The sequence below is a fragment of the Streptomyces sp. Je 1-332 genome (assembly GCF_040730185.1).
GTDB lineage: Bacteria > Actinomycetota > Actinomycetes > Streptomycetales > Streptomycetaceae > Streptomyces.
This window is the reverse complement of the sequence record NZ_CP160402.1, coordinates 2,096,307-2,116,132: the sequence shown is the minus strand read 5'-3', so window position 1 is coordinate 2,116,132 and position 19,826 is coordinate 2,096,307. Positions and strand designations below refer to the sequence as shown.

Below are 19,826 nucleotides of genomic sequence, written 5' to 3'. Positions count from 1 at the left end.
GCGGATCAGCGGATCTCGATGGTGATCGTGGAGCCCTTGGGCGCCTCTTCGCCGCCCTCCACGGACTGGCTCTTCACCGTGTCCCCGAAGAGACCGAGCAGGCCTCGGTCCTTCTCGACCTCGAACTCGGCGTCCTCCAGCTCCTGCGTGGCGTCGTCGACGCTCATGCCCTCGACGTCCGGGACCTCGATCATCTCGGGGCCCTTGGACAGCGTCAGCGTGACCGTGTCGCCCTCCGCGAGCTGCGTCTGGCCCTCCCTGGGGGACTGGTCGATGACCGTGCCCTTGTCCTCGTCGGAGTGCACCCGCTTCGTCGCGATCTTGACCTTCAGGCCCGCGTCCTCGAGCTCGGACGTCGCGTCGGACTGGGAATCGCCCGTCACGTCGGGGACGTCGATCGCGGGGCCCTTGCTGACGGTGATCGCGATGGCGGAGCCCGCCTTGCGCTTGGTGCCCGCCTTCGGGTCCGTGCGGATCACGGAGCCCTTGCGGACGTCGTCGCTGAAGGCTTTGTTCGTCATCCCGGGAGCGAACCCGGCGTCCTTGAGCTCGTCCTTCGCTTTGGCCACGGGAGTGTCCGCGAGGCTCGGGACCTTCACGATCTCGGGGCCCTTCGAGATGGTCAGCGTCACCGAGTCGTTGTCACGGATGCGCTCGCCCGCCTCGGGGTCGGTGGCCATGACCGTGCCGCGCTTGTCGGTGTCGCTGTAGGCGCGCTTGACGGCGTTGACCTCGAGCCCCTCTTCGCCGAGGCGCTTCTTGGCCGCCGACTCGGTCTTCGCCAGGAGCGGCGGGACCTTCGTGAACTGGCCGGAGTTGATGTACCAGACCCCGGCGCCGAGGCCGAGCGCGAGCAGGACCGCGGCGACCACCGCGAACGTGCGGCGGCGCGGAGCGGGGCGCCTGCGGCTCGGGGTGGCCGGTGGACCGGGCGGCGGTGACGCGAGGACACTCGTGCGGTTGAGCTGGTCCTGCCGGTCCTGCCCGTCCTCGTCGCCGTCCGTGGGAAGCGGCAGCTGTACGGAGCGTGCCGCGCGCGGGATCACGCTCGTACGGTCGTCGGAGTTGTCGTGGCCGGGGTCCGCCGCGAGTGCCTGCGGCGGCACCGCGTCCAGCTGCTCCACGGAGAGCGCGGCCCGCGCCAGCCTGGCCTGCCCGAGCAGCGCCACCGCGTCGTGCGGGCGTACGTCGGGGGTGCGGGCGGTGGCGGAGGCCACCAGGTCGTCGAGCTCGACGGCGAGCCCCGGGACGGCCGCCGACGGGGGCGGCACATCCTCGTGGAGGTGTTGGTAGAGCACCTGGGCGGGGCTCTCACCGGAGTGCGGCTTGGCACCGGTCAGCATTTCGTAGAGCACGACGCCGCAGGCGTACACGTCCACGCGTGTGTCGGCCGTGCCGTGCTCTATCTGCTCGGGAGCGAGGTAGGAGACGGTGCCGAGGACCGTGCCGGTCGTGTTCGTGACGGTGTCCACCGCGCGCACGAGTCCGAAGTCGGCGACCTTGACCCGGCCGTCGTCCCCTATGAGGACGTTCTCCGGCTTCATGTCGCGGTGCACGAAGCCCGCGCGGTGCGCGGCGCCGAGCGCGGCGAGGACCGGTTCCAGGATGTCGAGGGCGGCGCGCGGCTGCAGGGCGCCGCGCTCGCGGAGCACGTCACGCAGGGTGCAACCGGCGATGTACTCCATCGCGAGATAGACGTACGCCCCGTCGGCGCCCTGGTCGTACACCCCCACCACGTTCGGGTGCGAGAGCCGGGCGACCGACTTCGCCTCGCGGATGAAGCGGTCGACGAAAGAGACGTCGGCGGCCAGCGTCGGGTGCATCACCTTGAGCGCGAGCACGCGGTCGAGGCGGGTGTCCACGGCCCGGTAGACCGTGGCCATCCCGCCGACCGCGATCCGCCCGTCCACGCGATAGCGGCCGTCGAGCACCTGCCCGACGAGCGGGTCCTGAAGGGTCGTGTCCACGCAGGGAGTCTACGAGCCACCGCTGACAGGGTTGCCCGCCCGGGTTGGCTCGGGCCCCGACTGCAGCCGAGCTGTGACAGGCACGCGACGCTCAGAACGCGGGCCGCTCCGGATCGAGCCGGGCCATCCCCTCCACGGGCGAGGACGCCTCGGCGAAGTGCCGCCGGGGAATGCGCCCGGCCCGGTACGCGAGCCGCCCCGCCTCGACCCCGTGCCGCATGCCCTCGGCCATCAGGACCGGCTCCTGGGCCCGCGTCACGGCCGAGGCGAGCATCACACCCGCGCACCCCAGCTCCATGGCGAGCGCCGCGTCGGACGCCGTCCCCGCCCCCGCGTCCAGGATCACCGGCACGCCCGCGCGCTCGACGATCAGCTGGAAGTTGTGCGGGTTGCGGATGCCGAGCCCGGAGCCGATGGGGGAGCCGAGCGGCATGATCGCCGCGCAGCCCACGTCCTCCAGCTTCCGGGCGAGGACCGGGTCGTCGTTCGTGTACGGAAGGACCGTGAAGCCGTCGTCGACGAGGGTCTCGGCGGCGTCGATGAGCTCGATCGGGTCGGGAAGCAGCGTGCGCTCGTCCGCGATGACCTCCAGCTTGACCAGGTCGGTGCCGAGCGCCTCCCGGGCGAGCCGGGCGGTCAGGACGGCCTCGCCCGCGGTGAAGCAGCCCGCCGTGTTCGGCAGGACCCGGATGCCGAGCCGGTCGAGGACGGAGAGCACCGAGCCCTGCACCCCGGGGTCCAGGCGGCGCATCGCGACCGTCGTCAGCTCCGTACCGGAGGCGACGAGGGAGCGTTCCAGGATGTCCAGGCTCGGCGCACCGCCCGTACCCATGATCAGGCGTGAGGAGAGGGTGAGCCCGCCGATGACGAAGGGGTCGTCTGCCATGTCGGTTCAGCCTCCTTGGACGGCGGTGAGGACCTCGACGCGGTCCCCGTCGGTGAGCGGGGTGGTGGACCAGCGCGTACGCGGGACCACGGTCTCGTTGAGCGCGGCGGCGACACCGGACGGGGCCGCGGTGAGGGTCGCGACGAGGGCTTCGAGCGTGGTGCCGGTGGCCACGTCGCGCGCCTCTCCATTCACGGAGACGGCGGTGACGGCTGTGTCGGACGGGAGAGTCATGCGTGCTGCTCCATGAAGTGCTGTGCTCGGGGGGTTCCGGCGAAGCGCAGAGGAGTGAACCCCTGTGCTTCGTCGGGCAGTTCACCGGTGGTCAGGGCGTGCGCCATCACGTCGCCGGTCACGGGCGTCAGGAGTACGCCGTTGCGGTAGTGCCCGGTGGCCAGCTGGAGGCCGGGCAGCGCGGTCGGGCCGAGCATCGGCGCGTTGTCGGGGGAGCCGGGGCGCAGGCCCGCCCGGGTCTCCGTCAGCGGCAGTTCCGTGATGCCCGGTACGAGCTCATGGGCGTCCCGGAGCAGCTCGTACACGCCGCCGGCCGTGACCGTCGTGTCCCAGCCGAGTTCCTCGCTGGTCGCGCCGACGACGAGCTCGCCGTTCTCGCGCGGCACCAGGTAGACGTGACTGCCGCGCACGACGGCGCGCACGGTGCGGCTCAGGAACGGCGCGTACCGCTGCGGCACGGTGAGCCGCAGCACCTGCCCCTTCACCGGGCGCACGGGCGGCAGTACGCCCTCCGGGACCCCGTCGAGGCGCCCGCTGAGGCTGCCTCCGGCGAGCACGGTGTGACCGGCCTCCAGGGCGGTGCCGTCGGCGAGGACGACTCCGGTGGCCCGGTCGGCCACGACCGTAAGGCGCTCCGCCCACGCGTGGTGGAAGATCACGCCCGCCCGCTCGCAGGCCAGGAGGAGCGCAGCGGCGAGTCTGCGAGGGTCGATCTGGTGATCGCCGTCGACCCGAAGCCCGCCCCGGACGCCCGGCGCGAGCATCGGCTCCAGACGGCGGCACTCGCGCCCGCTCAGCCACTCCGAAGCGAGCCCCGACCGCTGCTGAAGAGCGTGCAGCTCACGCAGGTGCGCACGGTCGTCGGAGTCGAGGGCGACGGCGAGCGTGCCGCTCGCGCGGTAGCCGAGATCGAGGCCGCTCGCCTCCGTCAGCTCGGCCGCGAAGTCGGGATAGCGCTGCGCGGAGGCCACGTTCAGGGCGAGCAGCGTCTGCTCCCCGTAGTGCAGCTCGGTGACGGCGGCCAGCATGCCCGCGGCCACCTGCGCCGCGCCGCCGCCGGGCTCGGGGTCCACGACCGCGACGGACAGGCCGCGCTGCGCCGCCCGCCAGGCCGTGACCAGGCCGATGATGCCGCCCCCGACGACCAGGACGTCGGTCGTGCTCGCGCCGGTCGTACTCGTCGTGTGGGGTGGTGTACGTGGATGCATGGGTGTCCAGCCCCTCCCTTCGCCGGCATGACCCGGATCAGGTTCGTACGGTCGGAGGCCGTCCAGCCTCCCTCTCAGCCCGGTGCGTCCGGGCTCCCGCGAGTGCTCTGCACGGCAACCTTAGCCTTTGGCGTCCCGGCGTAGTAGGGCAGCTGTGCGGTCAGGGGCTGTGACGGTGTGTCAGAGATCTCCCCGCCGCGCCCTGAGGCGCGCGCCATCCGCCGTCCTACAGTGATCGGGTGAGTGAGCAGCGGAGGCAGGAAGAGCGCCGGGTCGTCATCGCGGGCGCGGGGATGGCCGGCGTGCAGACCGCCGTGGCGCTGCGCGAGCAGGGGTTCACCGGTGCGGTCACCCTGATCGGCGCGGAACCCCACCAGCCGTACGACAGGCCGCCGCTGTCCAAGGCCGTGCTGCTCGGCAAGGCGGAGGGCTCCGCCTTCGACATCGACTTCGAGGCCCTCGGCATCGAGCTGAGCCTGGGCCACGAGGTCACGGGCGTGCGCCCCGCGGAGCACGAACTGGACACCGAGCGTGGCCCGGTCCCGTACGACGCCCTGGTCATCGCCACCGGCGCCGCGCCGATCCTGCTGCCCGGCGCCTCCGGGGTTCCCGGGGTCCATCTGCTGCGCACCCTGGACGACGCCGAGCGGCTGCGGCCCGTGCTCGCCGAACAGCGCCGCATCGTGGTCGTCGGCGCGGGCTGGATCGGCGCCGAGTTCGCGACCGCCGCGCGTGAGGCGGGCTGTTCGGTCACCGTCGTCGAGGCCGCGGAGCGACCGCTGGCCGGGGCCCTGCCCGCGGAGGTCGCGGCGCCCATGGCGGCTTGGTACGCCGACTCCGGGGCCGACCTGCGCACCCACGCGCGCGTGGACCGCGTCGAACCCGGCAGCGTCTTCCTGACCGACGGCACCCGGCTGCCCGCGGACGCGGTCGTCGTCGGCATCGGCGCACGCCCCGCCACGGCCTGGCTCGCGGACTCCGGCATCACCCTGGGCGCCCACCGGGAGGTCCTCGCCGACGACCACCTGCGGACCTCGGAGCCCGACGTGTACGCGGTCGGCGACTGCTCCTCCTTCCCTTCGGGAAGGTATGGCGAGCGCCTCCTCGTCCACCACTGGGACAACGCCCTGCAGGGCCCGCGCACGGTGGCGGCGAACATCATCGGCGATACCCCTTCGGCGTACGACCCCGTCCCGTACTTCTGGTCCGAGCAGTTCGGCCGCTTCGTCCAGTACGCCGGGCACCACGCCTCCGCCGACGAGCTGGTGTGGCGCGGCGACCCCTTGGGCGTCGCCTGGACCGTGTGCTGGCTGCGCGGGGGCGTCCTGGTGGCCGTCCTCGCGGTGGGCCGTCCCAGGGACCTGGCGCAGGGCCGCAAGCTGATCGAGGCGGGCGCAGGCCTCTCCGCCGAACTGGCCTCTGACCCCGCGGTCCCCCTGAAGAAGGCCGTGCTCCCGTAGCGGTTGCGTCGTGACCGGGGGGCCGCTGCCCGGCCGCTGTCGGTGCCCGGAGATACGCTTGACCCCGTGACCGAGATTGACGCAAAGACTGATGCTCTCGTCCCTGAGTGGCTCCACCTCCCCGACATCGCGGAAATGCTCGACGTCGAGGTGACGCGTGTGCGCCAGCTGGTCAAGGAGGGCCAGCTGATCGCCGTACGCCGTGGTGAGAACCGCGCGCTCCAGGTGCCGGCCGCCTTCATCGACGGCGACAAGATCGTCAAGGGCCTCACCGGCACCCTGACGCTCCTGAGGGACGACGGCTTCAACGACGAAGAGATGCTGGAGTGGCTCTTCACTCCCGACCCGACCCTGCCCGGCACGCCCGCGCAGGCCCTGAGCGAGAATCGCGGCACGGAGGTGAAGCGCCGCGCCCAGGCGCTCGCCGTCTGACCGACACGGAAAACCGTTGCGTACGGGCCGTGTGTCCCCCGGGACACACGGCCCGTAGGCCACCGACGACCCGGGGGGACCTCTTCATGGCCACCAAGCCTGCCCGCGAGCAGCTCGCCGACGCCCGCCTCTACCTCTGCGTGGATGCCCGCAAGCGCCAGGGAGACCTCCCCGAGTTCCTCGACGCGGTCCTCGGCGGCGGCGTCGACATCGTGCAGCTGCGGGACAAGGGCATGGAGGCGGCCGAGGAGCTCGAACACCTCCAGGTCTTCGCCGACGCCGCCCGCAGGCACGGCAAGCTCCTCGCGGTGAACGACCGCGCGGACATCGCGCACGCCATCGGCGCCGACGTGCTGCACCTGGGCCAGGGCGACCTGCCGGTGCCCGCGGCCCGCGCGATCCTCGGCGGCCCTGACGACGTCCTCGTCGGCCGCTCCACGCACGCCGAGTCCGAGGCCGGCGCCGCGGCGACGCAGGACGGCGTGGACTACTTCTGCACGGGTCCCTGCTGGCCGACCCCCACCAAGCCGGGCCGGTACGCCCCCGGGCTCGACCTCGTCCGGTACACCGCCTCGCTCGGCACGGACCGCCCGTGGTTCGCCATCGGCGGCATCGACGCGGGCAACCTCGACGAGGTGCTCGAAGCGGGCGCCCGCCGCGTCGTCGTCGTACGGGCGATCACGGAGGCGGACGATCCGGGGGCCGCGGCGGCCGACTTCGCGAAGCGGCTGCGTACGGCCTGACGGCGATCTTCGGCCAACTTCCGGGGATGCTGTCCGCAGGCTGGACGGGGATTGGCCGGTGGCGGTGGACCGTGGCTAACCTGCCCGTATGGCCCTAGGCACTGCTTCCACCAGAACTGATCGCGCACGGACCGTGCGCGACATGCTCGCGACCGGCAAGACGACGTACTCCTTCGAGTTCTCGGCGCCGAAGACCGCGAAGGGCGAGCGGAACCTGTGGAACGCCCTGCGCCGGGTCGAGGCGGTGGCCCCCAGCTTCGTCTCCGTGACGTACGGAGCGGGCGGTTCGACGCGGGCGGGCACGGTCAAGGAGACGCAGCAGATCGTCGCCGACTCGACGCTCACGCCGGTCGCGCACCTGACCGCGGTCGACCACTCGGTGGCCGAACTGCGCAACATCATCGGGCAGTACGCGGACGCCGGCATCAGGAACATGCTCGCGGTCCGCGGCGACCCGCCCGGCGACCCGCTCGCCGACTGGGTCAAGCACCCCGAGGGCCTGACGTACGCCGCCGAACTGGTCCGACTGATCAAGGAGTCCGGTGACTTCTGCGTGGGCGTCGCGGCCTTCCCCGCGATGCATCCGCGCTCGGAGGAGTGGGACACCGACGTCCGGCACTTCGTCGACAAGTGCCGGGCCGGCGCCGACTACGCGATCACACAGATGTTCTTCTACCCGGAGGAGTATCTGCGCCTGCGTGACCGGGTCGAGGCGGCGGGCTGTTCGACGCCGATCATCCCGGAGATCATGCCGGTCACGAGTGTGCGCATGCTGGAACGGCTGCCGCAGCTCAGCAACGCGACCATCCCGCCGGCGCTCAAAGAGCGCATCCTCACAGCCAAAGACGATCCGGCGGCTGTACGCTCCATTGGCATCGAGTTCGCGACGGAGTTCTGCGCGCGTCTCCTTGCCGAGGGTGTGCCGGGGCTGCACTTCATCACGCTCAACAACTCCACGGCGACGCTGGAAATCTACGAGAATCTGGGTCTGCATCACCCGCAGGCCTGACCGGCTGTACCCCTCGGGCGGCGGCCGGGGGGAGAGGGGCGTACATGGGCTGGACGGTCCTCTACATCGCGTTCGGATGCGTCGCGCTGTGGCTGCTCGGCGAAGTGCTGTTGCAGTACAAGGCGCGGCTGCGCTGGCGGCTGCTCGCCTTCGGCGGCTTCCTCGCCGTGGTCATCGGTGTGCTGCTGCCGTCGGTGATCGTCATCGGTGCGGGTGCGATCGCCTTCGCCACCGGCCAGACGTACGTGACGCTGTCCTTCCGCCGTGGCTTCTCGACCGGCTGGGCGCTCGGCGGCCGGCCCGGCCTGAGCAAGCGCCGCAAGACGACGCCGCGCGGCGCCGAGGCATCCCAGGACCCGACGCTCCAGGTCTCCGACCTCGAGTACGAGGACGCGGGCCCGGCAGGGCCGCCGCCCGAGACCCCGCCCGGCGTCGGGGTCTACGCACCTGAGCCGCTGCCCGACGACACCGGGCAGTACGGCATCTACAGCGACGCGGCGTTCGCACAGCAGCAGTCGGCCTCCGAGGACAGCGGCTACGGCTACGACACCTACGCCGCCGCGGGCTACGACCCCCAGCAGCCGTACGCCTACGGCGAGACGGGGCAGCAGCAGTACGCCGCCTACTCCGACCCGTACATCGGGACGCAGACGTACGGCGGCCAGCAGAGCTACGACACGTACGGCGACCAGCAGCAGTACGCGCCCTACCCCGCCGATCCCTACGGCAGCGGGGACGGGACGTACAACGAGACGCCGCCCGGCGGGGTCTGGGTGCCCCAGCAGCGCAACGCCGACGACCCCTACGGGCAGTACGGCGGCGAACTCCCGCCGGAGCAGCCATACCCCTACCAGGGCGAGCAGGCCCAGGGGAACGGGTACGACGCGGGGTACAACGAGCAGTACCGCTACTGACCCGGCGGCTCGCTCACTGCGAGCCCCGGAACTCCGGTCCCTCCACGATCAGTCCGGCGACCAGCGTGCCGGACATGCCCGCGTGCGGAAGCCCGCCGCCGGGATGCGACCAGCCGCCGACGGCGAAAAGCCCCGGCAGGCGTGTGCTGTTGGCCGGGTGGAGCAGACGGCCCTCTCCCGCGGCGAGGGACGGGGGCGGGACCGCGCCGCCGTCCGCGCCGGTGGCCTCCGCGATGTCGGCGGGGGTGCGGACCTCGTGCCACAGGAGGCGGTCCCGCAGGCCGGGCACCACGGCCTCGGCGCGGCCCAGCAATCGCTCCACGTCCGCTTCGGTGACCTCGGTGTGCGCGGGCACGGTCACCGTCAGCGTGACCGCCTCGTGCCCGGCGTCCGGGGTGAGCGCGGGGTCGTCGGGGCGCAGCACCGTGAGGGTGGGCGCGGCGGGCAGCCCGGGGCGGTCTCCGAAGAGCCGGTCGAGCTCCTCCTGGCGGTCGGGGGTGTGCAGCACCGTCCGGTGGGGTGCCCCGTCCGGCCGCGGGCCGCTCAGGGCGAGGAAGACCGTCAGACGGCTCGGCAGTCCTGACCGGGGCCGCACCTCACCCTCCGACCGTATGTTCACACCGGATTCGCCGGGCAAGGCGGATACACCGGACAGCAAGCCGTCCAGTGCGCCGGGCGCAATACCCGCGACCACGAAGTCCGCCTCTTCCGCCGTCCCGTCCGCGAGTTCGACACCTGCCGCGCGGCCGTCCTTCTCGATGATCCGGACGACGGGGGAGTCGAACGCGAACTCGACCCGCCGGGCGAGACACCGCTCGTACACGGCCCGGGCGAGCGCGCGCATCCCGCCGCGCACGGACCAGGCTCCGAAGGTGTGTTCCAAGTAGGGCAGGACGGCCGCGCTCGCCGGGGTCGACCGGGGGTCGAGGCCGTGCGCGAGGGCGTACTGCTCGAGGAGCGCCACAAGGCGTGCGTCGCCGCCCAGTTCCAGTTCACCGACTTCGGTGAGGGTTCTCGCGCGCCGCTCGCGCCGCAGGAGGCGCTTGTGCGGCACCGAGGGATAGGGCTCGCGCTCGGCGAGCACCTGCCAGTTCGGCCACAGGGGCTCTTCCAGGAGGGGACGCCTGGTGCGGTCCCAGGCCTCACGGGCGCGGTTCATGTACGCCGACCAGCGGGCGCCCGCGCCGCTGCCGAGCGCCGCGTCGAGGGCATCGCCGACGCCCGCGCGCGAGGCGTTCGGCAGATCGGCCGTCGTGCCGTCCGCGAAGACGTGCCGCACGGCGGGCTCCACCTGGGACAGCTCGACGCACTTCTCCAGCGGTTCCTTGCCCGTCTTGACGAACAGGTCGCGATAGACGGCCGGAAGCTGGAGGAGGGCCGGTCCCGTGTCGAAGGCGAAGCCGTCCCGCTCGACGCTGCCGAGCGCGCCGCCGTACGTCCCCGAACGCTCGTGGACCACCACCCGGTGGCCCGCGACGGCCAGCCGGGCCGCGGCCGCCATCGCGCCCATCCCGGCGCCGATCACCACAATCCGTGCCATGCCAGGGACTTTATCGGCCACCACTGACAGTCCCGCCGGGAGGCCTCAGTCCGGCGGCCGCCCCGCGTGCGCCGCGAGCCGCTTCTCCTCGCGCCGCTGCGCCCTGCGCCGCAGGAACCGTCTGATCCGCGAGACGAGGAAGAACACCAGGATCAGGCCGAGCACCAGCAGCACGGCCGCGATGATCGCCGCCGCCTCCGGGTAGAACATCGCGAAGGTGACGATCCCGCCCACCCCGAGATCCTCCGCCGTGCTCACGATGACGTTGCTGAACGGCTCCGGCGAGGTGTTGATCGCCATCCGCGTCCCGGCCTTCACGAAGTGGCTCGCCAGCGCCGTGGAGCCGCCCACAGCGCCCGCCGCCAGGTCGGACAGCGAACCGCTCTGGCCGGCGAGCAGCGCGCCCACCACCGCGCCCGACACCGGCCGGATCACGGTGTGCGCCGTGTCCCACACCGAGTCGAAGTAAGGGATCTTGTCGGCGACGGCCTCGCAGGCGAAGAGGATGCCGGCGGCGATCAGCACATCAGGACGTTGCAGCGCCTCGGGCACCTCGTCGGAGATCCCGGTCGCGCCGAAGACACCGAGCAGCAGGACAACGGCGTACGCGTTGATCCCGCTCGCCCAGCCGCTGGTGAAGACCAGGGGGAGTACGGACACGGACGCGATCGTAACCAGTCGGGAACCGCTCGGCCTGGGGATGAGCACCCAGGACTGAGTATCCGTACCTAGTGCTGGAGATGAGTACCAGCGCGGATGGGTCCCGACCTGCGAAGAAGGAAGAGTGAGGGACACGGAGAAGGGCGCAGCGCCCGTACCGCCGACACGGGGCGGCGGAACGGCGCGGCGCCCTTGGCCGCTCCTCCCACCCCGCCGAAGGTGGGAGCGAGACACGGGGGAGACGGGCGGCCGCTCGGCGATGACCGGCCGAGGGGCCGAACGGGGGACTGCGGGGGACTGCGGGGGAACGCAGGAAGCGCCGGGCCGGTGCCACCTTGAGAACGGGTGGCACCGGCCCGGCGCTTTGTGTGTGCCGCTCGGGGGTTGCTCAGGGGCTGCTCAGCGCCCGCCGCTCACCCGGCCCTGGAGCAGGCGCGAGAGCGCCGAGTGCACGTCGTCCAGGGAGCGCTCCGGCTGGAAGGCCTGCCAGTCCAGGGCCGCCACCAGGACCATCCCGACGAGCGCGGCGGCCGTCAGGGGGATGTCGATCTCCTCGCTGAGCTCGCCGTTCTCGACACCCGCGCGCAGGACGTCCTCGACGACGGCCACCGCCTGCTGCCTGACCACCATCAGGGTGGACTGCCAGGCGCGGTTGGTGCGCCACAGTTCGGCGACGTACAGCTGGGTGAAGGCCGGATAGCGGTCGATGAAGACCAGGCCCGCGCGGATCATCGCGTCCAGTGCGTCGACCTGGCTGCCGCCGCTCCCCGCCGCCTTCTCGGCCGCCTCTTTCAGGGAGGCGGTGAGCAGACCGACGCCGTGCCGCAGCAGCTCTTCGAAGAGGACCGACTTGCTCGCGAAGTTGTAGTAGACCGTGCCCTTCGCGACCCCGGCCCGCTCGGCGATCTCGTCGACCGTCGTGGCCGAGAAGCCCTGCTCCGCGATGAGGGTGACGGCCGCCTCGTAGAGCTTCTGCCGGGTGGCCTCACGCCGGGTGCTGGTTGCGCTGCTGTCCATGGGCCCGATTCTCACAGGTCCTGGCGCCGGCACAGGCGCGGTTTCGGGGCTCACAGGGTCAGCTCCGGGTGCAGGCGGTCCAGGGTCCATACCTGCTTCTTGCGTGCGGAGAGCGCGGTGAGCGCCAGTGCGCCCGCCGTGAAGGCCGTCAGAACCACGCACGCCTGCCAGACGGGACCGAGCCCGCCGCCCGTGATGAGCCTCCTCAGGGCGTCGACGACGTAACTCATCGGCAAGAAGGGGTGGATCCAGCTGAAGAAGGACGGACTCGTCTGGACGGGGTAGGTGCCGCCGGCCGAGGTCAGCTGGAGCATCAGGGCTGCGAGGACGAGGATGCGTCCCGCCGCCCCGAAGCGCGCGTTCAGCCACTGCACGATCGCCGCGAAGCAGCACGTCACCAGGCAGAGGAAGCCCACCGTCGCGGCGGCTCGCGCCATCTGCAGGCCAAGTCCCCAGTGCAGGACCGACATCAGGGCCGCCGTCTGCACCACACCGAGGGCGGCGACGGGCAGCCAGCCCGCGAACGCGATCCGCCAGGAGGAGGCGCCCGCGGCGAGGGCGCGCCGGTTGAGCGGCTGGATCAGCATGTACGCCACCATCGCGCCCACCCACAGGGACAGCGGGATGAAGTACGGGGCGAAGCCCGTGCCGTAGTTGGGCGCCTGGTGCATCGATCGGGACGCGAGCTGCACCGGGTCGGCCATGACGTCGGTGCGCTGGTCGCGGTCCTTCTTGTCGTAGTCGGGGATCTTCTTGACGCCGTCGTGCAGTCCGCCGGACAGCTTCTCGGAGCCGTCGGCCAGCTTGAACATGCCGCCCTTGAGGTCGCTCGCGCCCGTCTCCAGCTTGCCGATGCCCGTGTCGAGGTCCGTGGCGCCGGTATGGGCGGTGCCGAGGCCCGTGTGCAGCTTCTTGGCGCCCTTGGCGACCTTGCCCGCGCCCGCGTTGAGGTCGTTGATCTGGGTGACGGCCTTGTCCAGGTCCTCGTCGAGGTGCGGTGCGCGTTCGGCGAGTGCCTCGGACTTCTTCTGCAGCGCGGCGAGGTGCTTGTTGAGTTTCTTGACGTCGCTGTTCTGGTCCTTGACCACGGTGTTCATGTCGTCCGCGATGGTCGACACGTTCTCGGCGGCCGTCTTGGCCTTCTTGAGCCGCGGGCAGGCCGGGTCCGGTACGGGGAGGTTCTCGCAACGTTCCGTGTAGAGGCCGCCGATGGTCTCGGAGCCCTTCTTGGCGCCGTCGGCCGCCACGGGGGCGAGCTCGACCCAGGTGTCGAGGTTGCCGCGCAGTGCCTTGGAGGAGTCGGCGACGAGCCGGGCGGTGTCCCCGATGGTCTTGCCGTTGTCCTTGAGGAAGGGCCGCACCTGGTCCGCGGTGCCGTTGACCTTGTCGGCGAGCTTCTGGGTGCCGTCCGAGACCTTCTTCGAGCCCGTCTCCAGCTTGCCGGCGCCCTTGTCGAGCTTCTTGATGCCCCCGGCCAGGTCACTGCTGCCGTTCTTGGCGTCCTTGAGGCCGGTCACGAGCTTCTTCGAGCCCTTCTTGGCCTCACCGATGCCGCTGTCGAGCTTGTCGGCGCCCTTGGCGGCCTTCTCCGTCTCTCCGTGGATGTCGGAGAACGAGATGAAGATCTTGTCGAGGAAGGTGCGCGAGGCCTTGGTGGAGGCCGCCGTGCGCACTTCGGAGAAGACCGTCCGGGAGATCTGCCCGACGATGTAGTTGTTGGCGTCGTTCGTGCGGACCTGGAGAGCACCGGTCTCCGGTGAGTCGCCCGAACTCGACGCGACGCGCTTGCTGAAGTCGGAAGGCATCCTCAGGGAGAGGTAGTACGTCCCGTCCTCGACGCCCTTGCGCGCCTCGGCGGAGCTCACCTCGTGCCAGTCGAAGGTCTTGCTGTCCTTGAGCCCGTCGACGATGCCGTCGCCCACCGCGAGCTTCTTGCCCGAGGCCGTGGCGCCCTTGTCGTCGTTGACGAGCGCCACGGGTATGCGGTCGAGACGGCCGTACGGGTCCCAGAACGAGCAGAGGTACAGCGCGCCGTACAGCAGGGGCAGCAGCAGGAGCGCGACCAGCGCCATGCGCGGAAGTTTCCCCCTGCCGAAGCGCCTGAGCTCAAGCGCGGCCAGCTTCGGCGAGCGCATCCGCCGTCTCCTTGTCGTCGTCGTTGTCGTTGTCGGCGCCGCGGTCGGTGGACACGGCGATCGCATCCTCGGGTGCTTCGTTGCACACGGCCACGACGGTGGTGCCGCTCTCCGCGAGGGACCTCAACAGGGCCCAGGCCTCGCCGCGTTCGGCGTCCGACAGCTTGAGGTCGACGTCGTCCACGGCGAGCAGCCGGGGCCGTCCGATCAGAGCCAGGGCCACGGAGAGCCGCAGCATCTCGAGGCGCTCCAAGTCGCGTACGGAGGTCCGCCGTCCCTTGGGCAGCGACTCCGTGTCGAGCCCGGCCGCGGCCAGGGCCGTGTCGATCCGCAGCCGTGCCTCGGCCGCCCGCTCGGCGCGCGGCCTCAGCAGATTCCGCAGCGAGCCGCCGAACCGCCGCTCCAGCAGCGCCCGTTCGTGCAGTTGCTCGGCCACGGTCAGTGCCGGATCGAGGTCCGTCACGCCGGGGACGGGCCCGAGCGCACTGATCCGGCGGACCGCGGCGAGCTGCTTGGGCAGCCGGAAGCCCCCCACGGTGGCCTCTCCCTCCGTGGGGCGCATCCGCCCGGCGAGCGCGAGCAGCAGACAGGTACGGCCCGACCCCGAAGCCCCCTCGATCGCGATCAGCGACCCCGGCCCGGCCTCGACCCCGACCCCGCGAAACGCCCAGCCCCGCGGCCCCTTGAGCCCGAACTCCCGCGCTGTGACGGCGGCTCCCCGGGCGCCGTCGTTCGACCCGTCCACAGTTCCCCCTCGCACCCTCTTTTTGAACTGACTGGTCAGTGCAAAAACTAACGCGAACCGGCGGGCGAGGCAAAACCGCAGGTCAGAGCCGATTGTCAGTGGCGTACTACACGATGTGCACATACGGCCACATAGCCGTTACGCGACGACAGGAGGTTCGTCATGGCCCGCACTTCCGCAGCAGCCGCACGTCGGCACCACCCCGTCGGCCCTGCCCCCGTAGCGACCGGCCCCGCGAGCGACGTGCACCCCGTCCTGCGCCGGGCCACGGCCCCGCCCGCCGCACTCGAACTGCTCGCCCAGGCCCGCGCCGGCATCGACGAGGCCGCGCACCTGGAGACTCCGAACGAGCGCTACTCCACCGCCCACCTCGCCGCCCTGCGCACCGCGGCCGCCGTCCTCGCCGCCCGCGGACGGCCCGAGACGACCCCCCGGCGCAGGCAGCGGATCCGGAGCGCCTGGGAGGTGCTCCCCGAGATAGCGCCCGAACTGACCGAGTGGAGCGCCCTGTTCGCCTCGGGCGCGGCACGCAGGGCGCGCGCGGAGGCAGGCATACAGGGCGCGGCCACCATCCGGGACGCGGACGACCTGCTGCGTGACGTGGCGATGTTCTTACGGCTCGTCGAGCGGATGCTGGTGCTCCAGCCCGTGCTGCCCCAGCCCCGGCAGGAGCCGCCGGACGCCGGCCGGGACGGGTGACGGGGGCAGTCCGGGACGGGTGACGGGACAGTCGGCCGAAGGCAATAGGGTGGGAGCCGCCCGCACCCTCCCGACTGCCGCACGAGCAGCGGGGGGAACCCCCTAGCTCCGCCGCGGACCTGCGGTGGACGCGCCGAGGAGTCAACTGCCGTGTCGGACCCGATGCGCCCCCGCGCTTCTCTCCGTACCGCCGTGGTCTGGGAGGTCCTCAAGGACGCCCTCGACCGCCGGGTCAAGGCCACGGGCCGGGAGTCACACTCCCTCGACGTGCTCGACACCGGAGGCGGCAGCGGAAACTTCGCCGTGCCCGTCGCCCGCCTCGGCCACCGCGTCACCGTCGTCGACCCCAGCCCGAACGCCCTCTTCGCGCTCGAGCGCCGGGCCGCCGAGGCGGGCGTGGCCGACCGGGTGCGCGGCGTCCAGGGCGACGTACACGGCCTCTTCGACGTCGTGGAGCGCGCCGGCTTCGACGCCGTCCTGTGCCACGGCGTCCTGGAGTACGTGGACGACCCCGCCGAGGGCGTACGCAACGCGGTCAGCGCGCTGCGGCCCTCCGGCACCCTCAGCCTGCTCGCCGCGGGACTCGGCGGAGCCGTGCTCGCCAGGGCGCTCGCCGGGCACTTCACCGAGGCCAGGCAGGCGCTCGGCGACCCGGCAGGACGCTGGGGCGACGGCGACCCCGTGCCCCGGCGCTTCACCGCCGAGCAGCTCACCGAGCTGGTCGAGGGCGCGGGCGTCAAGGTCGACGCCGTGCACGGGGTGCGGGTCTTCGCGGACCTCGTTCCCGGCGTTCTGGTGGACACCGAGCCCGGCGCACTCGAGGCCCTCCTCAAGCTGGAAGCGGCCGCCGCGGAGCTCGCCGCCTTCCACTCCGTGGCCACCCAGCTGCACGTGCTCGGTGAGACCCGGGATGCCGACGAGGCCTGAGGTCCGACCCCGCTGCCCGCTGATCAGCGGCGCGACCGCACATGGAGTACGGCACACACCCCCCGAACGGGCTATGGGCGCCGTATGATCGAGGCAGACCGTCCGGCATGCCGGGTCGGCCGCTGGGGAATGCACGCTTCAGCGAGCCGGAGCGGCAGGGTGGTCCGGTTTGGCGAAGTTGGCGCAGAGGGGCGGGTTTCACGGGGGCGATTCCCTGCCTATCCTGAAGGGGACCCCCGGTCGCCCCGGCGACTGCACGATGAGGAGGACTCCGTGCCGCTCTCGGAGCACGAGCAGCGCATGCTCGAGCAGATGGAGCGAGCGCTGTACGCCGAAGATCCCAAGTTCGCGACAGCGCTCGAGGGAAGCGGGCTGCGTACGTACACCCGGCGACGGGTCTACCAAGCGGTCGCGGGCTTCCTTGTGGGTATCGCCCTTCTCATGGCCGGAATGGTCGCCCAGCAGATCTGGGTGAGCGTGGTGGGATTCCTCGTCATGCTGGGATGTGCGGTGCTCGCCGTCACCGGATGGCGCAAAGCGCCCAAGCCAGGTGAACAACCGGCCGCCGGCACGCCCACGGCACCGGGCGGCGCCCCGGCTCGTCGGCAGGCCCGGCAGCGAAAGTCGATGATGGACCGGATCGAGCAGCGGTGGCAGCGCCGCCGCGACGAACAGGGCCAGTGAGTTCTTAGCTTTTCAGCAATGCGTAAGGGGTGACCGCCCAGGCGGTCACCCCTTACGCATGCGCTCCAGCCCTGCCGCTGGCCCTGTGCTCTCCAGCCCTGCTGCCCCCTGCTGCCGGCCCTGCCGCTAGCCCTGCTGCTGTGAAGGCCTCCGCAGCGCCGCCCACCGCTTGGTGATCCGCTCGGACCACCGCTCCTTGACCGCCGTCCAGCGGTCGGAGAGCACCCACACCACTCGTGCGGCGGAACGCGGCGCGAGTGTCGCCCGCAGCCGGGCCGGGCGGCTCGCCGTGCCCCGCAGACCGTCGGACACCCGGTGTACGTCGTCGGCGAGGCCGGCCACCGGCTGCGGCCGTGGCGCGTACAGCACCTGCTCGACCGCTGCCGCCAGACGATGGACGGACTCCGCGGGCGCCTCGGCGAGCTCCCCGATGCGTACGATTCGGGCCGCCGCCTTGCGCGGGGTCTGCGAATCGTCCGGCGTGATTCCGTGGTCCCAGGCCGTGTCGGTCACCTCGAGCCACGCGGCGAGCGTCCGCGCGGCCGCGTCCGCCTCCGTACGACCCGTCGAGCCGAGGCGGACCGCCCGGATCCGCTTGCGCCACAGCATCGGCAGCAAGGGCAGGCCGACGACCGCAAGCGCTCCCAGAGCGATGAGCACGATCATGCCGATCGGCGGTCCGTCGCCGCCCGAACCACCCGCGATCGCGGGGGCCGTGCTCGTGCAGCCGCCCTGCTTCTGCTGGTCGGGCGGGCAGCTCGCGGAGGCCGACGGCTCGTCGGACGGCGCCGACGACGCACTCGGCTCGGGCACCGCCGGGTCGCTCGCGCCGTCGGACGGGGTGTCCGGGCGCGTGTAGTCAGGCACCGTGCCGCGGTTCGGGGTCGGCTCGAAGCGGGTCCAGCCCACGCCCTCGAAGTACAGCTCCGGCCAGGCGTGCGCGTCCCGCAGACCGACCGACATCGAACCGTCCCCCTGCGCGGCACCCGGCGTGAAGCCCACCGCGACGCGTGCCGGGATGTCCAGCGTCCGCGCCATCGAGGCCATCGCGAACGAGAAGTGGACGCAGAAGCCTTCCTTCTGCTCCAGGAAGCGGGCGATCGCCGCGGGCCCACTGCCCGCCCGCACCTGCGTGTTGTACGTGAAGCCGCCCTCCGACGCGAACCAGTCCTGGAGCTCGACCGCCTTCTCGTAGTCGTTCGACGCGCCCTTGGTGATCTTGCGGGCCTCGGAGGCCACCACGGGCGGCAGGGAGCCGGGCACCTTGGTGAACTCGTCCGCGATCTGCTGGGGCGGCTCGGAGGCGTTCGCCAGCTGCTCGGCCGTCGGCTCCACGACGAGGCTCTTGACCTCGTACCGCGCGCCGCGCGTCGTCTGCCCGCGGTCACCCACCAGGGCGCGCCCGACCGGCTCGTACCGCCAGCGGCCGTTGATCTTCACCTCGCTCGCCGGGTAGGGCATCGGCAGCCAGTTCTGCGCGTAGCGGTCGGCGGCCGAGATGTTCGTCTGGATCTCGCTCCTGCGGACGTCGGGGTAGAGCCCCGGCGGGTCCTCCAGGCGCGGCGGTACGTCCTCGATGCTCCGGACGGTGGTCTTCCAGGTGGTCCCGTCGAACTGGTCGAGGGAGACGATCCGCAGGTAGAGGTTCTCGGTCTCCTTGGCGTTCGTCTTGTACGAGATGACCTCGCGGTCGTCCGGTTCGTTCAGGCTGTCCTGGAGCGCGACCAGCGGATTCACCGCGGAGATCGTGCCGCCACCGCCGGAACCGGAGCCTGCGCCGCCGCCCGTACCGTCCAGGAGCCCGCCGTCGAGTGCGGGGAGCGCGAGCGGCACCACCAGGGCGATGCCGAGGGCCACCGCGCCGATGCGCCGCCCCGTGCGGACCGGCGCGATCGCGCCGCCGTCGGTCTCCAGACCCCCGGAGACACGGCCGGGAGCGCGCGCCGCGCCCCCGAAGACCCGCCCCCACTGGGAGAGCCGGTCCCGGCCCTCCGCGAGGAGCAGCAGCAGATACCCCGCGGCCGCCAGCAGGAACCACAGCCACCCGGCCCCGTTCCCGGAGAGCCCCGCGGCGACCGAGTACAGCGCGAGCAGCGGCAGTCCCGCGGGCGCCGCCGTACGGAACGTCACCGCGAGGGCGTCCACCGCGAGGCCGATCACCAGGACGCCGCCGACCAGCATCAGCCGGATGCCGTCACTGAGCGGCGCCGGGATCGCGTACTGCCCGACGTCGTTGCCGCCCGCTTCGAGCAGCAGTCCGAACGCCCGGAACACGTCGGGGCCCGGAAGCACCCCGCCGATCGCCTGCTCACGGGCGAACACCAGCGTCAGCAACAGCAGCGTCACCAGGGCCTGCACCGCGACCGTGACCGGCCGGGCCAGCGGCACCCGCCGGGTGAGCGCCCCGACGCCGCTCTGCAGCGCGAGCAGGATCGCCGCCTGGACGAACCACGTCGCCGGATCGACGAGCGGCAGCAGCGCGCCCGATGCCATCAGCGTGGCCGCCGTGGCACAGAGCGCGAGTCGCGCGCGCCCACTCATGTACGTCCCCCTGTTGTCGTGCCTG

The 19,826-nt window shown here is 72.0% G+C and carries 18 protein-coding genes and 1 riboswitch; of the genes, 8 read left to right on the top strand and 10 right to left on the bottom strand.

Annotated features, from left to right (window positions below):
• Window positions 1–5: 5 nt before the first annotated feature.
• From pknB to thiO, 4 genes are all read right to left on the bottom strand, one after another.
• Window positions 6–1,967 (bottom strand): Stk1 family PASTA domain-containing Ser/Thr kinase, encoded by a 1,962-nt coding sequence (gene pknB, locus ABXJ52_RS09845; protein ID WP_367041024.1) that lies wholly within the window; start codon window positions 1,965–1,967, stop codon window positions 6–8.
• Window positions 1,968–2,058: 91 nt separating this feature from the next.
• Complete coding sequence (locus ABXJ52_RS09840) at window positions 2,059–2,853, bottom strand: thiazole synthase (RefSeq protein WP_367041022.1); 795 nt, start codon at window positions 2,851–2,853, stop codon at window positions 2,059–2,061.
• A gap of 6 nt (window positions 2,854–2,859) precedes the next feature.
• On the bottom strand, window positions 2,860–3,087 hold the full coding sequence (gene thiS, locus ABXJ52_RS09835) for a sulfur carrier protein ThiS (RefSeq protein WP_367041020.1): 228 nt from the start codon (window positions 3,085–3,087) through the stop codon (window positions 2,860–2,862).
• Window positions 3,084–4,295, bottom strand: coding sequence for a glycine oxidase ThiO (gene thiO / locus ABXJ52_RS09830; RefSeq protein WP_367041018.1), 1,212 nt, complete (start codon window positions 4,293–4,295; stop codon window positions 3,084–3,086). The genes thiS and thiO overlap by 4 nt, the downstream gene beginning before the upstream one ends.
• Window positions 4,293–4,405, bottom strand: a riboswitch (TPP riboswitch). Its footprint overlaps the gene before it by 3 nt.
• 183 nt (window positions 4,406–4,588) lie before the next feature.
• Here thiO and ABXJ52_RS09825 point away from each other — a divergent pair.
• From ABXJ52_RS09825 to ABXJ52_RS09805, 5 genes are all read left to right on the top strand, one after another.
• Window positions 4,589–5,755: an FAD-dependent oxidoreductase gene (locus ABXJ52_RS09825; RefSeq protein WP_367048930.1), complete on the top strand. Its 1,167-nt coding sequence runs from the start codon at window positions 4,589–4,591 to the stop codon at window positions 5,753–5,755.
• Between the two features lie 66 nt (window positions 5,756–5,821).
• Window positions 5,822–6,187 (top strand): Rv2175c family DNA-binding protein, encoded by a 366-nt coding sequence (locus ABXJ52_RS09820; protein WP_160504555.1) that lies wholly within the window; start codon window positions 5,822–5,824, stop codon window positions 6,185–6,187.
• An 86-nt stretch (window positions 6,188–6,273) separates the two neighbouring features.
• Window positions 6,274–6,930, top strand: coding sequence for a thiamine phosphate synthase (gene thiE, locus ABXJ52_RS09815; protein ID WP_367041015.1), 657 nt, complete (start codon window positions 6,274–6,276; stop codon window positions 6,928–6,930).
• 88 nt (window positions 6,931–7,018) lie between these two features.
• Window positions 7,019–7,939: a methylenetetrahydrofolate reductase [NAD(P)H] gene (gene metF / locus ABXJ52_RS09810; protein ID WP_367041013.1), complete on the top strand. Its 921-nt coding sequence runs from the start codon at window positions 7,019–7,021 to the stop codon at window positions 7,937–7,939.
• A 44-nt stretch (window positions 7,940–7,983) separates the two neighbouring features.
• On the top strand, window positions 7,984–8,853 hold the full coding sequence (locus ABXJ52_RS09805) for a hypothetical protein (protein ID WP_367041011.1): 870 nt from the start codon (window positions 7,984–7,986) through the stop codon (window positions 8,851–8,853).
• A 13-nt stretch (window positions 8,854–8,866) separates the two neighbouring features.
• Here the strand turns inward: ABXJ52_RS09805 and ABXJ52_RS09800 are convergent, their stop codons facing one another.
• The 5 genes from ABXJ52_RS09800 to ABXJ52_RS09780 form a co-directional block, all read right to left on the bottom strand.
• Window positions 8,867–10,393, bottom strand: a complete 1,527-nt coding sequence (locus tag ABXJ52_RS09800; RefSeq protein WP_367041009.1) for an NAD(P)/FAD-dependent oxidoreductase — start codon at window positions 10,391–10,393, stop codon at window positions 8,867–8,869.
• Window positions 10,394–10,438: 45 nt separating this feature from the next.
• Window positions 10,439–11,053, bottom strand: a complete 615-nt coding sequence (locus tag ABXJ52_RS09795; protein WP_367041007.1) for a DUF4126 domain-containing protein — start codon at window positions 11,051–11,053, stop codon at window positions 10,439–10,441.
• Between the two features lie 399 nt (window positions 11,054–11,452).
• Complete coding sequence (locus ABXJ52_RS09790; RefSeq protein WP_367041005.1) at window positions 11,453–12,070, bottom strand: TetR/AcrR family transcriptional regulator; 618 nt, start codon at window positions 12,068–12,070, stop codon at window positions 11,453–11,455.
• A 50-nt stretch (window positions 12,071–12,120) separates the two neighbouring features.
• Window positions 12,121–14,205, bottom strand: coding sequence for a YhgE/Pip domain-containing protein (locus ABXJ52_RS09785; RefSeq protein ID WP_367041003.1), 2,085 nt, complete (start codon window positions 14,203–14,205; stop codon window positions 12,121–12,123).
• The gene (locus ABXJ52_RS09780) at window positions 14,177–14,950 is read right to left on the bottom strand and encodes an ATP-binding cassette domain-containing protein (protein ID WP_367041001.1); all 774 of its coding nucleotides are present in this window, start codon (window positions 14,948–14,950) and stop codon (window positions 14,177–14,179) included. The genes ABXJ52_RS09785 and ABXJ52_RS09780 overlap by 29 nt, the downstream gene beginning before the upstream one ends.
• 162 nt (window positions 14,951–15,112) lie before the next feature.
• Here ABXJ52_RS09780 and ABXJ52_RS09775 point away from each other — a divergent pair, with 162 nt between their 5' ends.
• The 3 genes from ABXJ52_RS09775 to ABXJ52_RS09765 all read left to right on the top strand — a co-directional run bounded on the left by ABXJ52_RS09775 (window position 15,113) and on the right by ABXJ52_RS09765 (window position 17,260).
• A complete protein-coding gene (locus ABXJ52_RS09775) occupies window positions 15,113–15,649 on the top strand; it encodes an SAV_6107 family HEPN domain-containing protein (protein WP_367040999.1) in 537 nt (178 codons plus the stop codon).
• A gap of 150 nt (window positions 15,650–15,799) precedes the next feature.
• Window positions 15,800–16,576 (top strand): methyltransferase, encoded by a 777-nt coding sequence (locus tag ABXJ52_RS09770; protein ID WP_367040997.1) that lies wholly within the window; start codon window positions 15,800–15,802, stop codon window positions 16,574–16,576.
• A 273-nt stretch (window positions 16,577–16,849) separates the two neighbouring features.
• Entirely contained in the window at window positions 16,850–17,260 is a 411-nt protein-coding gene (locus ABXJ52_RS09765) for a DUF3040 domain-containing protein (RefSeq protein WP_367040995.1), read from the top strand.
• A gap of 126 nt (window positions 17,261–17,386) precedes the next feature.
• Here ABXJ52_RS09765 and ABXJ52_RS09760 read toward each other — a convergent pair whose 3' ends face one another.
• Window positions 17,387–19,801, bottom strand: a complete 2,415-nt coding sequence (locus ABXJ52_RS09760; protein ID WP_367040993.1) for a DUF3488 and transglutaminase-like domain-containing protein — start codon at window positions 19,799–19,801, stop codon at window positions 17,387–17,389.
• Window positions 19,802–19,826 lie beyond the last annotated feature (25 nt).

Bases quoted from the DNA above. Each gene is read 5' to 3' on its own strand.
- ABXJ52_RS09840 (WP_367041022.1), bottom strand. From the start codon at position 2,853: ATGGCAGACGACCCCTTCGTCATCGGCGGGCTCACCCTCTCCTCACGC.
- thiS (WP_367041020.1), bottom strand. From the start codon at position 3,087: ATGACTCTCCCGTCCGACACAGCCGTCACCGCCGTCTCCGTGAATGGA.
- thiO (WP_367041018.1), bottom strand. From the start codon at position 4,295: ATGCATCCACGTACACCACCCCACACGACGAGTACGACCGGCGCGAGC.
- ABXJ52_RS09825 (WP_367048930.1), top strand. From the start codon at position 4,589: ATGGCCGGCGTGCAGACCGCCGTGGCGCTGCGCGAGCAGGGGTTCACC.
- thiE (WP_367041015.1), top strand. From the start codon at position 6,274: ATGGCCACCAAGCCTGCCCGCGAGCAGCTCGCCGACGCCCGCCTCTAC.
- metF (WP_367041013.1), top strand. From the start codon at position 7,019: ATGGCCCTAGGCACTGCTTCCACCAGAACTGATCGCGCACGGACCGTG.
- ABXJ52_RS09805 (WP_367041011.1), top strand. From the start codon at position 7,984: ATGGGCTGGACGGTCCTCTACATCGCGTTCGGATGCGTCGCGCTGTGG.
- ABXJ52_RS09800 (WP_367041009.1), bottom strand. From the start codon at position 10,393: ATGGCACGGATTGTGGTGATCGGCGCCGGGATGGGCGCGATGGCGGCC.
- ABXJ52_RS09790 (WP_367041005.1), bottom strand. From the start codon at position 12,070: ATGGACAGCAGCGCAACCAGCACCCGGCGTGAGGCCACCCGGCAGAAG.
- ABXJ52_RS09785 (WP_367041003.1), bottom strand. From the start codon at position 14,205: ATGCGCTCGCCGAAGCTGGCCGCGCTTGAGCTCAGGCGCTTCGGCAGG.
- ABXJ52_RS09775 (WP_367040999.1), top strand. From the start codon at position 15,113: ATGGCCCGCACTTCCGCAGCAGCCGCACGTCGGCACCACCCCGTCGGC.
- ABXJ52_RS09760 (WP_367040993.1), bottom strand. From the start codon at position 19,801: ATGAGTGGGCGCGCGCGACTCGCGCTCTGTGCCACGGCGGCCACGCTG.